Annotated in this window: 13 protein-coding genes; 9 read left to right on the top strand and 4 right to left on the bottom strand. The window is 62.7% G+C overall.

Annotated elements, in window-relative coordinates; translation table 11 throughout:
* Positions 1-22: 22 nt before the first annotated feature.
* Complete coding sequence (gene serA, locus ACIPW4_RS09935; RefSeq protein WP_400657150.1) at positions 23-1,252, bottom strand: phosphoglycerate dehydrogenase; 1,230 nt, start codon at positions 1,250-1,252, stop codon at positions 23-25.
* Between the two features lie 171 nt (positions 1,253-1,423).
* Here serA and ACIPW4_RS09930 point away from each other — a divergent pair, with 171 nt between their 5' ends.
* The 4 genes from ACIPW4_RS09930 to ACIPW4_RS09915 all read left to right on the top strand — a co-directional run bounded on the left by ACIPW4_RS09930 (position 1,424) and on the right by ACIPW4_RS09915 (position 5,604).
* Positions 1,424-2,830: an FAD-binding oxidoreductase gene (locus ACIPW4_RS09930; RefSeq protein ID WP_400657148.1), complete on the top strand. Its 1,407-nt coding sequence runs from the start codon at positions 1,424-1,426 to the stop codon at positions 2,828-2,830.
* Between the two features lie 15 nt (positions 2,831-2,845).
* A complete protein-coding gene (locus tag ACIPW4_RS09925) occupies positions 2,846-3,511 on the top strand; it encodes a fumarylacetoacetate hydrolase family protein (RefSeq protein ID WP_400657146.1) in 666 nt (221 codons plus the stop codon).
* 182 nt (positions 3,512-3,693) lie between these two features.
* Positions 3,694-4,617, top strand: a complete 924-nt coding sequence (locus ACIPW4_RS09920; protein WP_400657145.1) for an SdiA-regulated domain-containing protein — start codon at positions 3,694-3,696, stop codon at positions 4,615-4,617.
* A gap of 81 nt (positions 4,618-4,698) precedes the next feature.
* On the top strand, positions 4,699-5,604 hold the full coding sequence (locus ACIPW4_RS09915; RefSeq protein WP_400657144.1) for an SdiA-regulated domain-containing protein: 906 nt from the start codon (positions 4,699-4,701) through the stop codon (positions 5,602-5,604).
* 23 nt (positions 5,605-5,627) lie between these two features.
* Here ACIPW4_RS09915 and rpiA read toward each other — a convergent pair whose 3' ends face one another.
* Entirely contained in the window at positions 5,628-6,302 is a 675-nt protein-coding gene (gene rpiA, locus ACIPW4_RS09910; protein WP_400657142.1) for a ribose-5-phosphate isomerase RpiA, read from the bottom strand.
* Between the two features lie 134 nt (positions 6,303-6,436).
* Between rpiA and ilvA the strand changes: the two genes are divergently transcribed.
* The gene (gene ilvA, locus ACIPW4_RS09905) at positions 6,437-7,951 is read left to right on the top strand and encodes a threonine ammonia-lyase, biosynthetic (protein ID WP_400657141.1); all 1,515 of its coding nucleotides are present in this window, start codon (positions 6,437-6,439) and stop codon (positions 7,949-7,951) included.
* A 38-nt stretch (positions 7,952-7,989) separates the two neighbouring features.
* Complete coding sequence (locus ACIPW4_RS09900; protein WP_400657139.1) at positions 7,990-8,415, top strand: DUF2269 domain-containing protein; 426 nt, start codon at positions 7,990-7,992, stop codon at positions 8,413-8,415.
* 128 nt (positions 8,416-8,543) lie between these two features.
* Here the strand turns inward: ACIPW4_RS09900 and ACIPW4_RS09895 are convergent, their stop codons facing one another.
* Entirely contained in the window at positions 8,544-9,200 is a 657-nt protein-coding gene (locus ACIPW4_RS09895; protein WP_400657137.1) for an HAD family hydrolase, read from the bottom strand.
* Between the two features lie 141 nt (positions 9,201-9,341).
* Here ACIPW4_RS09895 and ACIPW4_RS09890 point away from each other — a divergent pair, with 141 nt between their 5' ends.
* Complete coding sequence (locus ACIPW4_RS09890; RefSeq protein WP_003249017.1) at positions 9,342-9,821, top strand: RNA pyrophosphohydrolase; 480 nt, start codon at positions 9,342-9,344, stop codon at positions 9,819-9,821.
* 22 nt (positions 9,822-9,843) lie between these two features.
* Positions 9,844-12,123 (top strand): phosphoenolpyruvate--protein phosphotransferase, encoded by a 2,280-nt coding sequence (ptsP, locus tag ACIPW4_RS09885; protein ID WP_400657135.1) that lies wholly within the window; start codon positions 9,844-9,846, stop codon positions 12,121-12,123.
* A 117-nt stretch (positions 12,124-12,240) separates the two neighbouring features.
* Here the strand turns inward: ptsP and ACIPW4_RS09880 are convergent, their stop codons facing one another.
* Positions 12,241-12,987: an NRDE family protein gene (locus ACIPW4_RS09880; protein WP_400657133.1), complete on the bottom strand. Its 747-nt coding sequence runs from the start codon at positions 12,985-12,987 to the stop codon at positions 12,241-12,243.
* Positions 12,988-13,116: 129 nt separating this feature from the next.
* Here ACIPW4_RS09880 and ACIPW4_RS09875 point away from each other — a divergent pair, with 129 nt between their 5' ends.
* Entirely contained in the window at positions 13,117-13,899 is a 783-nt protein-coding gene (locus ACIPW4_RS09875; protein ID WP_400657132.1) for a sulfite exporter TauE/SafE family protein, read from the top strand.
* Positions 13,900-13,907 lie beyond the last annotated feature (8 nt).

Genomic DNA, 13,907 nt, shown 5'->3' with positions numbered 1-13,907 from the left:
CTTTTTCATGCCGCCAGCGACCTTAGAACAGGACGCGCGAACGGATGGTGCCTTTGACCTGTTGCAGCTTTTCTTGCGCCAAATCGGAGTACTCGGCGTCAACGTCGATTACCACGTAACCCACTTTCTCGTTGGTCTGCAGGAACTGACCGGAGATGTTGATGCCGTTCTCGGCGAAGACTTTGTTGATCTCGCTGAGCACGCCCGGGATGTTTTCGTGGATGTGCAGCAGGCGGTGCTTGCCCGGGTGCGCCGGCAGGGCAACTTCCGGGAAGTTGACCGACGAAACGGAAGTACCGTTGTCGCTGTACTTGACCAGCTTCTCGGCCACTTCCAGGCCGATGTTGGCCTGGGCTTCGGCAGTCGAACCACCGATGTGCGGGGTCAGGATCACGTTGTCCAGGCCACGCAGCGGGCTTTCGAATTCTTCGTCGTTGGAGCGCGGCTCGACCGGGAACACGTCGATGGCGGCGCCGATCAAGTGCTTGTCCTTGATCGCGGCGGCCAGGTGGTCCAGCTCGACCACGGTGCCACGGGCGGCGTTGATCAGGATCGCACCCTTCTTCATTGCACGGATTTCCTTCTCGCCGATCATCCACTGGGTGGACGGCAGCTCAGGCACGTGCAGGGACACGATGTCGGCCATGCCCAGCAGCTCGGTGAGGCTGGTGACCTGTACGGCGTTGCCCAGTGGCAGCTTGGTCAGCGGGTCGTAGAAGTAAACCTGCATGCCGAGGTTTTCCGCCAGGACCGAGAGCTGGGTGCCGATCGAGCCGTAGCCGACGATGCCCAGCTTCTTGCCGCGGATCTCGAACGAGTTGGCCGCGCTCTTGATCCAGCCGCCACGGTGGCAGGAGGCGTTCTTCTCAGGGATGCCGCGCAGCAGCAGGATGGCTTCGGCCAGCACCAGCTCGGCCACCGAACGGGTGTTGGAGTAGGGGGCGTTGAAGACGGCGATACCGCGCTCGCGGGCTGCAGCCAGGTCGACCTGGTTGGTGCCGATGCAGAAGCAGCCGACGGCGACCAGTTTTTTGGCGCAGTCGAAGATTTCTTCGGTCAGTTGGGTGCGCGAGCGGATGCCGATGAAGTGGGCATCGGCGATCTTTTCCTTCAGCTCGGCATCCGGCAAGGAACCCGTGAGGTATTCGATGTTGGTGTAGCCGGCAGCCTTGAGGGTATCGACTGCGTTCTGGTGCACACCTTCAAGAAGAAGGAACCGGATCTTGCTCTTGTCGAGAGAAGTCTTGCTCATCTGCGTAAACCTGTATCCCGGAGAAAAAATGGCGAGGACTGATGCCAGGCGCCAGGGCAGCCTTAGCATGAACAGCGGGAGGGCTATGCTAGCATACGCGACACAATCTGAGCTTATCCCGACAGGTGAAGAGTGCTCAGGGTGACTATGAATAAGTCGAGAGTTCCAGCGATGACCCACCCCGCTGTAATTGATGAACTGATGACCCTTGTCGACCCTGGCAAGGTCCTGACCGACCCCGCTTCTCTGGAGGCTTATGGCAAGGACTGGACCAAGCATTACCCGCCAGCGCCCAGCGCTATCGTGTTCCCCAAGACGGTGGAACAGGTACAGGCCATCGTCCGCTGGGCCAACCAGCACCAGGTTGCGCTGGTGCCTTCCGGCGGGCGCACCGGGCTTTCCGCCGGTGCCGTTGCAGCCCATGGGGAAGTCGTGGTCGCCTTCGACTACATGAACCAGATGCTTGATTTCAATGCCGTCGACCGCACCGTGGTGTGCCAGCCGGGCGTGATCACCCGCCAGCTGCAGGCCTTTGCCGAAGAGCAGGGCCTTTATTACCCGGTGGACTTCGCCTCCAGCGGCTCCAGCCAGATTGGTGGCAATATCGGCACCAATGCCGGTGGTATCAAGGTGATCCGTTACGGCATGACCCGCAACTGGGTGGCGGGCCTTAAAGTGGTCACCGGCACGGGCGAACTGCTTGAGCTGAACAAGGGCCTGGTCAAGAACGCCACCGGCTACGACCTGCGCCAGTTGTTCATCGGCGCCGAAGGCACCCTGGGCTTCGTGGTCGAAGCGACCATGCGCCTGGACCGCGCCCCGCGCAACCTTACGGCAATGGTGCTGGGCACGCCGGACTTCGACTCGATCATGCCAGTGCTGCATGCCTTCCAGGGCAAGCTCGACCTGACCGCCTTCGAGTTCTTCTCCGACAAGGGTCTGGCCAGGATCATGGCCCGTGGCGATGTACCTGCCCCGTTCGAGACCGACTGCCCGTTCTATGCCCTGCTGGAGTTCGAAGCCAGTACCGAGGAGGTGGCCAACGAAGCACTGGCCACCTTCGAGCATTGCGTCGAGAAAGGCTGGGTGCTGGATGGGGTGATGAGCCAGAGCGACACCCAGCTGAAGAACCTGTGGAAGCTGCGCGAGTACTTGTCCGAGACCATCTCCCACTGGACGCCCTACAAGAACGACATTTCCGTCACCGTTGCCAAGGTACCGGCGTTCCTGCGCGATATCGATGCCATCGTCAGCGAGCATTATCCGGACTATGAAGTGGTCTGGTACGGCCACATCGGTGACGGCAACCTGCACCTGAACATCCTCAAGCCCGAGCACATGAGCAAGGATGACTTCTTCGCCTCGTGCACCAAGGTCAACAAATGGGTGTTCGAGATCGTCGAACGCTACAACGGTTCGATCTCGGCCGAGCACGGTGTGGGCATGACCAAGCGCGACTACCTGGGCTACAGCCGTTCGCCCGAGGAAATTGCCTGCATGAAGGCAATAAAGGCCGTCTTCGACCCTAACGGCATCATGAATCCGGGTAAGATCTTCGCTCCTGAACAAAAGCAGTAATCAAAGGAGTCGGCCATGAGTTACCAGCACCAGTACGTAGACGGCACACGCATTCACTTCCCGCTGGGCAAGGTGGTGTGCATCGGCCGCAACTACGCCGAACATGCCAAGGAACTGGACAACCCCATTCCTTCCGAGCCGCTGCTGTTCATCAAACCGGGCAGCTGCGTGGTGCCGCTGGAGGGCGGGTTCAAGATCCCGACCGACCGTGGCTCGGTGCACTACGAGGCTGAAATTGCCGTGCTGCTGGGCAAGTCGCTGTCGTCCAGTGCCACCGAGGAAGAAGTGCTGGACGCCATCTCCGGTTACGCTCCGGCCCTGGACCTGACCCTGCGCGACGTGCAGGCCAAGCTCAAGGAAAAGGGCCTGCCGTGGGAACTGTGCAAGAGCTTTGACGGCGCGTGCGTGCTGCCACCCTTCGTTTCCGCTGCATCCTTTGAAGACGTGACCGATATTCCGGTGCGCCTGACCATCAATGGTGAAGTGCGCCAGGACGGCAACAGCGCGATGATGCTCAACCCGATCGTGCCGATCATCCAGTACATGGCGGCGCATTTCTCGCTGCAGGCGGGGGATGTGATCCTGACCGGCACCCCGGCCGGCGTAGGGCCGTTCAATGTCGGAGACGAGCTGGTGCTGGAGCTGCCGGGCGTCTGCCGCTTCGAAAGCCGGGTGCTCTAAGCCGAAACCGCGTTGGCCTCTTCGCGGGCGCGCCCGCTCCCACAGGTGATGCATAAGCCTCAGGCACTGTGTGATCCCTGTGGGAGCGGGCGCGCCCGCGAAGGGGCTGGCGCAATTTACCGATTTTTCACACCTCATCCGGATAATGCGCGGCTCTTTGCCCTTATCCACAGGACCTGCCCATGCCCGCATCCTCCAGCACCCCCGCATCCCCCAAGCGTCGCTTCTACCTGCGCTGGCCCTTCGGCCTGGCCGTGGCGGCGGTGATCGGTTACGGCGTGGCGGTGGCCATGCACTGGGATGACCGCGGCCTGTTGTGGGTCAAGGAAGGCTTCGAAACCAGCGCCGAGCGCAGTGAGAGCGTGTGGCTGCCGGACTATCAGGTCGACATCGACGCCAAGGTGCTGCCGGGCATGGAAGATGATGAGGCCTCGGACATCGCCTTCAACCCGCATACCCGCACGCTGTTTGCGGTGATGGGCAAAAACCCGTTCCTGGTCGAACTGAGCCTCGACGGCGACGTGCTGCGCAAGATGCCGCTGGTGGGCTGGAGCAACCCGGAAGGCGTTGCCGTGATGGAAGACGGCAATATTGCGATCACCGATGAGCGCCTGCACGACCTGACCGTGGTCAAGGTGGATGCGCAGACCACCTCGCTGAACCACGCTGATTTCCAGAGCCACGATCTGGGCGAGTCGGTGAAGAGCAACAAGGGCTTCGAGGCCGTTGCCTGGGACCCGATGCGTCAGCGTCTGGTCATCGGCGAGGAGCGCCCGCCCAAGCTGTATACCTGGAGCACCGACGGGCGTAGCCCGCTCAAAGGCGAAAAGCAGGCACTGGCCAGCGACGAACTCGACCTGCGCAACCTCTCGGGCCTTGGGGTCGATCCGCGCACCGGGCACCTGCTGGTGCTGTCGGCCGATTCCAACATGCTGCTGGAGCTTGACGAGCAAGGCCAGCAGGTCAGCTTCATGACCTTGCTGGGTGGCTTCAACGGTCTGCAACACACCATCCCGCGTGCCGAAGGCGTTGCCATGGACGATCAGGGCAACCTGTACATGGTCAGCGAACCGGACCTGTTCTATCGCTTCAAGAAAGGCCAGTAACAGTATCAGCCCTTTCGTACATTAAGCTTCACTTCAGTCGGCCATGGTTAGCTTCGCTTCCTACATGTCGGGTCTGTTGTCATGCGCTTTGTACGTCTACTCCTGCTTCTTGTGTTTGCCGGGCTGCTGCTTCTGGGTCTGGCCGCACAAGAGTTTCGCCTGTTCGAGCGGGGCTGGTTCAACCTGAAGACCTGGTGGCAGCCCGCCGAGCAGGGCATTGGGCTGGATCGCTATCGTGTGGTTGTCGAGGCGCAGCCGGTCGAAGGGCTGGACGATGACCTTTCGGCGCTGACCTACGATCCCGATCGCAAAACCCTGTTCACGGTCACCAATGCCCGCTCGGAGTTGATCGAGCTGTCCTTGGACGGACGTATCCTGCGCCGTGTGCCGCTCACCGGCTTTGGCGACCCGGAGGCCGTGGAATACGTCGGGCCCAACACCTTTGTGATCACCGATGAGCGCCAGCAGCGGCTGATCCGTGTTCGGCTCGACGATGACACGTTGTTCATCGACGCTGCAGATGCCGAGCAGTTGAGCCTGGGCATAGGCCTCAATGGCAACAAGGGGTTCGAGGGCCTGGCCTACGACTCGGCAGGGCAGCGCCTGCTCGTGGCCAAGGAGCGCGACCCGATGCTGATCTATGAAGTGCAGGGTTTTCCGCATCAGAATCCTGACCAGCCTTACGCGGTGCACGTGGTACAGGACCGCAAGCGCGATGCACGGTTGTTCGTGCGGGATCTGTCGAGCCTGCAATTCGATGAGCGCAGTGGGCATCTGCTGGCGCTTTCGGATGAATCGCGGCTGGTGCTGGAGCTGGATGTAGAGGGGAAGCCGCTGAGTACCTTGTCGTTGCGCAAGGGATATCAGGGGTTGAAGGCGACAGTGCCGCAGGCGGAGGGGATTGCGATGGATGAGGCGGGGACCATTTACCTGGTGAGCGAGCCGAACCTGTTCTATGTGTTCAAACCCGCTCCGGCAATGCCATAGGAGCGGGCTGGTGGGTCAGGTTGTCATTCGGCCTCGAGCGACTTCACGCCTTCCGGCGTGCCCAGCAGCAGCAGGTCTGCCGGACGCGCCGCGAACAGGCCGTTGGTCACCACGCCAACGATGGCGTTGATCTGCGCTTCCAGCTCCACCGGGTTGGTGATCTGCAGGTTGTACACATCGAGGATCACGTTACCGTTGTCGGTCACCACACCCTCACGGTACACCGGGTCGCCGCCCAGCTTGACCAGCTGGCGTGCCACATGGCTGCGGGCCATCGGGATGACCTCGACCGGCAGCGGGAAGGCGCCCAGCACCGGCACCAGCTTGCTGCCGTCGGCGATGCAGATGAAGGTCCTGGCCACGGCCGCGACGATCTTCTCGCGGGTCAGGGCCGCGCCGCCGCCCTTGATCAGGTTCAGGTGCGCGTCGCTCTCGTCGGCGCCGTCGACATAGAACTCCAGCTCGCTGACGCTGTTCAGCTCGTAGACCGGAATGCCATGGCCCTTCAGACGCTGGGCAGTGGCCTCGGAGCTGGCGACCGCGCCATCGAAGGCGGTCTTGTGCTGGGCCAGGGCGTCAATGAAGAAGTTGGCAGTCGAACCGGTGCCGACGCCGACGACGCTCTTTTCATCCAGCTTCGGCAGAATGAAGTCGACAGCGGCCTGGGCGACGGCCTGTTTGAGTTGGTCCTGGGTCATGCGGGCTCCGGAAAGGGGCAGGGCGGTAATGAAAGGAGCCTAGTATAACGGCTCGGGCGGCTTTGCTGTGGTCGCCCGACATAGCGCTGGGGTAGACTCGCAGCCCTTGTCCCGCGGCCAGTGATGCTTTCCCGATGCTCGAACAGTACGTCAAGAAGATCCTCACCTCGCGCGTCTACGACGTCGCTGTCGAAACCCCGCTGCACAGCGCCGGGCAGCTGAGCAAGCGCCTGGGCAACCAGATTCTGCTCAAGCGCGAGGACCTGCAGCCGGTGTTCTCGTTCAAGATTCGCGGGGCGTACAACAAGCTGGCGCAGTTGACCCAGGAAGAACTGGCCCGTGGCGTGGTCACTGCCTCGGCCGGTAATCACGCCCAGGGCCTGGCCCTGGCTGCGCGTGAAATGGGCATCAAGGCGACCATCGTGATGCCCAAGACCACCCCGGAAATCAAGATCGAAGGCGTGCGCTCGCGCGGCGGCAAGGTGGTGCTGCACGGTGACTCGTTCCCCGAGGCGCTGGCCTATTCGCTGAAACTGGTCGACGAGAAGGGCTTCGTCTATATCCACCCTTATGACGACCCGCATACCATCGCCGGCCAAGGCACCGTGGCCATGGAAATCCTTCGCCAGCACCCAGGCCGACTGGATGCGATCTTCGTCCCGGTTGGCGGCGGCGGCCTGATTGCCGGCATCGCGGCCTATGTGAAATACCTGCGCCCGGAAATCAAGGTGATCGGCGTCGAGCCGGATGACTCCAACTGCCTGCAGGCGGCGATGGCGGCGGGCGAGCGCGTGGTGCTGCCACAGGTCGGGCTGTTCGCCGACGGTGTGGCGGTAGCCCAGATTGGCCAGCACACCTTCGACATCTGCCGTCACCATGTGGACGAGGTAATTACGGTCAGCACCGACGAAATCTGTGCAGCGATCAAGGATATCTACGACGATACCCGCTCGATCACCGAGCCTGCCGGTGCACTCGGCGTCGCGGGCATCAAGAAGTACGTCGAGCTCAAGGGCGTGACCGGGCAGACTCTGGTGGCCATCGACTCAGGTGCCAACGTCAACTTCGACCGCCTGCGGCATGTGGCCGAGCGCGCCGAACTGGGCGAAAAACGCGAGGCCATCATCGCCGTGACCATCCCCGAGCGCCCGGGGAGCTTCAAGGCGTTCTGCGAGGCCATTGGCAAACGCCAGATCACCGAGTTCAACTACCGCAAACACACATCCGATGAAGCGCACATCTTCGTCGGTGTGCAGACGCACCCGGAAAACGACCCGCGGGCAGCGCTTGTGCAAAACCTGACCGAGCAGGGCTTCCCGGTTACCGACTTGACCGACAATGAACTGGCCAAGCTGCACATCCGCCACATGGTCGGTGGCCATTCGGCCGGTGCCAGCGACGAAATCGTGCTGCGCTTCGAATTCCCCGAGCGGCCGGGGGCGTTGTTCAACTTCCTCAACAAGCTGGGCGGGCGCTGGAACATCTCGATGTTCCACTACCGCAACCACGGCGCGGCTGATGGGCGTGTGGTCGCCGGCCTGCAGGTGCCGACGGATGAGCGCCACCTGGTGCCGGCGGCGCTGGCCAAGATCGGTTACCCGTACTGGGACGAGACCGACAACCCGGCTTACAAGCTGTTCCTTGGCTGAGCGGCTAAGCTTGGCTTATCGCTCAAGGATGTGAAGACATGGAACACCTGACCACCCTCAAGGCCCTGCACATCATCGCCACCGCGCTATTGCTGCTGGGGGCCCTGGGCCTGGCGATCTGGACGGTGCGGGCTCGCCGGAAGGGCGATGCCGGGGCCTATGCCAAGCTGCTGCGCCGGCCTTTGGTGTTCGTCTGGCTGGTGATGGGATTGTGCCTGGTGAGCATGCCGTTCACCGGCTGGTGGCTGGTGCATTTGGTTGGCTGGCCACTGGGGCAGACCTGGGTGTTGGCTTCCAGCGTCATCTATACCTTTGGCGCGTTTGCCGGCTGGTGGCTGCTGGTGCGGCTGAACCGGCTGCGCAAGGCTGAAGTGGTCGGGTTGCGCTTTACCCTGGCGCTGGCAGTGTTCAGCGGCGTGTGCTTCCTGTCCATCGCCGGGCTGATGGGTGCCAAGCCTATTTGAAAGCCTTGTGCTTCCCATGCCGGCCTATTCGCGGGTAAACCCGCTCCCACAGGGATAGCGCCGCCGGTGAAGGCTGTGCAGCATCTGTGGGAGCGGGTTCACCCGCGAAAGGGCCGGCGCAGCAAACCTCAATCCCTCAGAGAAACCACCGGCCACCCGCGCCGCTCGGCCTCGGCCTGCAGGTTCGGGTCGGGGTCCACCGCCACCGCATGCGCCACCCGCTCCAGCAACGGCAGGTCATTCATCGAGTCGCTGTAGAAATAGCTGTCCTCAAGATCAAACCCGTTCTCCAGCATCCAGCGCTCAAGCCGCGTCACCTTGCCTTCACGGAAACACGCTATATCGGTACTGCGCCCTGTATAGCGCCCGTCGCGGGTCTCGCATTCGGTTGCCAGCAGCACGCGCACACCCAGGCGCCGGGCGATGGGCGCGGTGACGAAGCGGTTGGTGGCGGTGATGATCACCAACTGGTCGCCGGCTTCGCGGTGCTGCTGCAGCAATGCCAATGCCTTGGGCAGGATGATCGGCTCGATACAGTCGCGCATGAAGTCGCGGTGCCACTCGTCTAGCTGAGCCGGTTCGGTGGCGGCAAGGATCTCCATGGAAAAGGCCAGGTAGGCCTGCAGGTCCAGGGTGCCGTTCAGGTAGTCCTGGTAGAACGCGTCGTTGCGGTTCTTGTACGCGACCGGGTCAAGAATGCCCCGTTCGCATAGGTAGTCACCCCAGGCGTGGTCACTGTCACCACCGAGGAGGGTATTGTCCAGGTCGAATAAAGCCAGGCGCATCGCGGTCACTCGTGTCAGCCACAGGGTAGGCCCGCAGAATACGGAGTTTTCACCGCGCTGCACATAAGCTTGGCGGGCGCGTTGCTGCGCTCGCAGGCTTTGTGGAACAATGCGGTGACATGCGTTTGCGAGGTTGTTGCCGTGATCGACCCGGATGGTTTTCGCCCCAATGTTGGGATCATTCTGACGAATGATGCCGGGCAGGTGCTATGGGCTCGACGGATCAACCAGGATGCCTGGCAATTCCCGCAGGGTGGCATCAACCCTGACGAGACACCAGAAGATGCCCTGTACCGCGAGCTGAACGAAGAAGTTGGCCTTGAACGCGACGATGTGGAAATTCTTGCCTGCACCCGCGGCTGGTTGCGTTATCGTTTACCCCAGCGGCTGGTCCGCACCCACAGCCAACCGCTGTGCATTGGCCAGAAGCAAAAGTGGTTTTTGCTGCGCCTGGTGAGCAATGAACAACGGGTGCGGATGGACCTGACCGGCAAGCCGGAATTCGACGGTTGGCGCTGGGTCAGCTATTGGTACCCGCTGGGCCAGGTGGTGACATTCAAGCGTGAAGTCTACCGCCGCGCCCTGAAAGAGCTTGCACCGCGTCTGCTGACGCGCGACTGACGACGGAGTTCGACCCCGAGCCATGCTCAATACGCTGCGCAAGATCGTCCAGGAAGTGAACTCCGCCAAAGATCTCAAGACGGCGTTGGGGATCATTGTCTTGCGCGTCAAGGAGGCCATGGGCAGCCAGGTCTGCTCGGTGTACCTGCTCGACCCGGAAACCAACCGCTTCGTGCTGATGGCCTCCGAGGGTTTGAACAAGCGCTCCATCGGCAAGGTCAGCATGGCCCCCAACGAGGGCCTGGTCGGCCTGGTGGGCACCCGGGAAGAGCCGCTGAACCTGGAGAACGCCGCCGATCACCCGCGTTATCGCTACTTTGCCGAAACCGGCGAAGAAAAATTCGCATCGTTCCTGGGCGCACCGATCATCCACCACCGCCGGGTGGTGGGCGTACTGGTCATTCAGCAGAAGGAGCGCCGCCAGTTCGACGAGGGCGAGGAAGCCTTCCTGGTCACCATGAGCGCCCAGCTCGCCGGGGTTATCGCCCACGCCGAGGCCACCGGTTCGATCCGTGGCCTGGGCCGCCAGGGCAAGGGCATCCAGGAAGCGCGCTTCGTTGGCGTGCCGGGTTCGCCGGGTGCCGCCGTCGGCCGGGCCGTGGTCATGCTGCCGCCAGCCGACCTGGAAGTGGTGCCGGACAAGAGCGTCGATGACATCGACGCCGAACTGCAATTGTTCCAGAACGCCCTCGAAGGCGTACGCGAGGACATGCGCAAGCTGTCGGCCAAGCTGGCCACCCAGTTGCGCCCAGAAGAGCGCGCGCTGTTCGACGTGTACCTGATGATGCTCGAAGACGCCGCCCTCGGTGGCGAGGTGACCGAAGTCATCAAGACCGGCCAGTGGGCCCAGGGCGCCCTGCGCCAGGTGGTCGGCGAGCACGTCAACCGTTTCGAGCTGATGGACGACGACTACCTGCGCGAGCGCGCCTCGGACGTCAAGGACCTCGGCCGGCGCCTGCTGGCCTACCTGCAGGAAGCCCGCTCACAGTCGCTGGTGTATGCCGACAACACCATCCTGGTCAGTGAAGAGCTGACCCCGGCGATGCTGGGTGAGGTGCCGGAGGGCAAGCTGGTTGGCCTGGTCTCGGTACTGGGTTCGGGCAACTCCCACGTCGCCATCCTGGCCCGGGCCATGGGTATTCCGACGGTTATGGGCCTGGTCGACCTGCCGTATTCCAAGGTCGATGGCATCGAGATGATCGTCGACGGCTACAAGGGCGAGGTGTTCACCAACCCTAGCGAGGTGCTGCGCAAGCAGTACAGCGACGTGGTCGAGGAAGAGCGCCAGCTGGCACAGGGCCTTGACGCCTTGCGCGAGCTGCCGTGCGTCACCCCCGACGGCCATCGCATGCCGCTGTGGGTCAACACCGGCCTGCTCGCCGATGTGGCTCGTGCCCAGCAGCGCGGCGCCGAGGGTGTTGGCCTGTACCGCACCGAAGTACCCTTCATGATCAACCAGCGCTTCCCCAGCGAGAAGGAACAGCTGGCGATCTACCGCGAGCAGCTGGCGGCCTTCCACCCGCTGCCGGTGACCATGCGCACCCTCGACATCGGTGGTGACAAGGCGCTGTCGTACTTCCCGATAAAGGAAGAAAACCCGTTCCTCGGCTGGCGCGGTATCCGTGTCACCCTCGATCACCCGGAAATCTTCCTGGTGCAGACCCGCGCCATGCTCAAGGCCAGCGAGGGCCTGAACAACCTGCGCATCCTGCTGCCGATGATTTCCGGCATCCACGAGCTGGAAGAAGCACTTCACCTGATCCACCGTGCCTGGGGCGAGGTGCGCGACGAAGGTACGGACGTACCGATGCCGCCGGTGGGCGTGATGGTGGAGATCCCGGCGGCGGTTTACCAGACCAAGGAGCTGGCGCGGCAGGTGGACTTCCTCTCGGTCGGTTCCAACGACCTGACTCAGTACCTGCTGGCGGTGGACCGCAACAACCCGCGGGTCGCCGACCTTTACGACTACCTGCACCCGGCGGTGCTGCAGGCGCTCAATACCGTGGTGCGTGACGCCCATGGCGAAGGCAAGCCGGTGAGCATCTGCGGCGAGATGGCCGGTGACCCGGCAGCGGCAATCCTGTTGATGGCCATGGGCTTCGACAGCCTGTCGATGAACGCCACCAACCTGCCGAAGGTGAAGTGGATGTTGCGCCAGGTGAACATGAGCAAGGCCAAGGAGTTGCTGGTCGACGCGCTTAGCCATGACAACCCGCAGGTTATCCACAGCTCGCTGCAACTGGCCCTGAAGAACCTTGGGCTGGCGCGGATGATCGGGCCTGGGGCCAACAAGACCCTTTGAGATTTTGGGGCTGCTTTGCGGCCCTTTCGCGACACAAGGCCGCTCCTACAGGGATCGCATATCTTCTGTAGGAGCGGCCTTGTGTCGCGAAAGGGCTGCAAAGCAGCCCCATGGCCCTCAGACCAATAGCTCAACTTCCCCCAGATGCCCACCAAAAGGCCCGAAACTGCGCTCAATCAGCCGCCTTCTCCCCTGATCATCCACAATCAGCACGGTGCTCGCCCGAGTGCCATAGTTCTGGCTGGCAATAAACACACTCGACAGCAACTTCTCGGTGGCCATCCCCACGCCGGTCTCCGGTAACTCACCGTCGGCTGCTGGTTCGTTATCCGCCAGCAACGCCAGCAACTGCTGCGGATCTGCCGTCTCAAGCAGCCCTTCCAGCCCTGTGCGCGCCTTCACCAGCTTCGGCCATGGCGTATCCAGCCCGGCATTGGAAAGCCCGTACACGCCGGTCTCCAGCAAGCGTGGCGCCACGTCACGGGCATGCAGGTAGCCCAGCTGTCGGCCATCACCCACCAGCAGATTGAACCCTGAATACTGAGCGCTGCGGCTGGCTACCTCATCAAGGTATGCCTCCACTCCCAGTTCACCCTGCAGATACGCCGCCACCAGCTCGCCCCGCGAGCGTGGCCCCAGCACCTGCCCAGGGTCGCGAATGTTGGTCAACGCCGCAAAGCGCCCCTGAGGGCCAATGCCCAGCCAGGTGCCGCCGGCTTCAAGATCGCGCCCGGCATGCACCCCGGGGGCATCGTCCCAGGCCGCCAGGGCTTGGGTCGGCCGGGCATAGAATTCATCACGGTTGGCCGCGACGATCAGCGGCAGCGCATGCCCTGGCCGCCAGGCGAATACGATCAGGCACATCGGTTGGGCCTCTGTGTTTTTGCCCACTGTACCCACTGCGCGGGTGCCGATCCATCCTGTCACAGAGTTCACTAGAGCCACGAGGGCGGCTTCCGTTACCATGCCGGATTGTTTTCTCGGGGAAGACGAATGGAATTCGTGCTCTATCTACTGTTGGGCGCCTGTGCCGGCGTGCTGGCCGGGCTGTTCGGCGTGGGCGGCGGCATCATCATCGTGCCGGTGCTGGTATTCAGCTTCACCCTGCAAGGCTTCGATGCGTCGGTGCTGACTCACCTGGCAGTCGGTACGTCGCTGGCGACCATCGTCTTTACCTCCATCAACGCCGTGCTCGAACACCACCGCAAGGGCGCGGTGCAGTGGCCGCTGTTCGCCTGGATGACCCTGGGTATCCTGATTGGCGCAGGTATCGGCGCCAAGACCGCTTCATTGATCCAGGGCCCACAATTGCAGAAGATCATCGGCGTATTCGCCCTGATCATCGCCGCGCAGATGGCACTGGACCTCAAGCCCAAGGCCAGCCATGGCCTCCCTGGCAAGCCGACACTGATCGGCGCTGGGGGTGTAATCGGCTGGGCTTCGGCAATCTTCGGCATCGGCGGCGGTTCGCTGACCGTGCCGTTCCTGACCTGGCGCGGCCTGCCAATGCAAAAGGCTGTGGCCACCTCATCGGCCTGCGGCCTGCCAATCGCCCTGGCCAGCGCCCTGAGCTTCATGCTGTTGGGCTGGCACGACGAACACCTGCCGCCCCACAGCCTGGGTTTCGTCTACCTGCCGGCGCTGGTGGGCATTGCCGTCACCAGCATGTTTTTCGCCCGCTTCGGCGCGCGCCTGGCGCACAAGTTGTCGCCGCGCCTGTTGAAACGCCTGTTCGCAGCCTTGCTGTTCTGCGTCGGCCTCAGCTTTCTGATTTGAACCAAGAG

Origin of the sequence: Pseudomonas sp. NPDC089996 (assembly GCF_044748405.1) — a bacterium.
In the GTDB taxonomy this organism is placed as follows: Bacteria; Pseudomonadota; Gammaproteobacteria; order Pseudomonadales; family Pseudomonadaceae; genus Aquipseudomonas.
Note: the sequence above shows the minus strand (reverse complement) of the source record. Positions and strands in the feature narration are given on the sequence as shown.

What these genes read in the sequence shown, in the direction of transcription:
- ACIPW4_RS09925 (WP_400657146.1), top strand. Translation starts at nt 2,846, where the DNA reads ATGAGTTACCAGCACCAGTACGTAGACGGCACACGCATTCACTTCCCG.
- ACIPW4_RS09880 (WP_400657133.1), bottom strand. Translation starts at nt 12,987, where the DNA reads ATGTGCCTGATCGTATTCGCCTGGCGGCCAGGGCATGCGCTGCCGCTG.
- ACIPW4_RS09920 (WP_400657145.1), top strand. Translation starts at nt 3,694, where the DNA reads ATGCCCGCATCCTCCAGCACCCCCGCATCCCCCAAGCGTCGCTTCTAC.
- ACIPW4_RS09915 (WP_400657144.1), top strand. Translation starts at nt 4,699, where the DNA reads ATGCGCTTTGTACGTCTACTCCTGCTTCTTGTGTTTGCCGGGCTGCTG.
- ACIPW4_RS09895 (WP_400657137.1), bottom strand. Translation starts at nt 9,200, where the DNA reads ATGCGCCTGGCTTTATTCGACCTGGACAATACCCTCCTCGGTGGTGAC.
- ptsP (WP_400657135.1), top strand. Translation starts at nt 9,844, where the DNA reads ATGCTCAATACGCTGCGCAAGATCGTCCAGGAAGTGAACTCCGCCAAA.
- serA (WP_400657150.1), bottom strand. Translation starts at nt 1,252, where the DNA reads ATGAGCAAGACTTCTCTCGACAAGAGCAAGATCCGGTTCCTTCTTCTT.
- ilvA (WP_400657141.1), top strand. Translation starts at nt 6,437, where the DNA reads ATGCTCGAACAGTACGTCAAGAAGATCCTCACCTCGCGCGTCTACGAC.
- ACIPW4_RS09875 (WP_400657132.1), top strand. Translation starts at nt 13,117, where the DNA reads ATGGAATTCGTGCTCTATCTACTGTTGGGCGCCTGTGCCGGCGTGCTG.
- ACIPW4_RS09900 (WP_400657139.1), top strand. Translation starts at nt 7,990, where the DNA reads ATGGAACACCTGACCACCCTCAAGGCCCTGCACATCATCGCCACCGCG.
- ACIPW4_RS09930 (WP_400657148.1), top strand. Translation starts at nt 1,424, where the DNA reads ATGACCCACCCCGCTGTAATTGATGAACTGATGACCCTTGTCGACCCT.
- rpiA (WP_400657142.1), bottom strand. Translation starts at nt 6,302, where the DNA reads ATGACCCAGGACCAACTCAAACAGGCCGTCGCCCAGGCCGCTGTCGAC.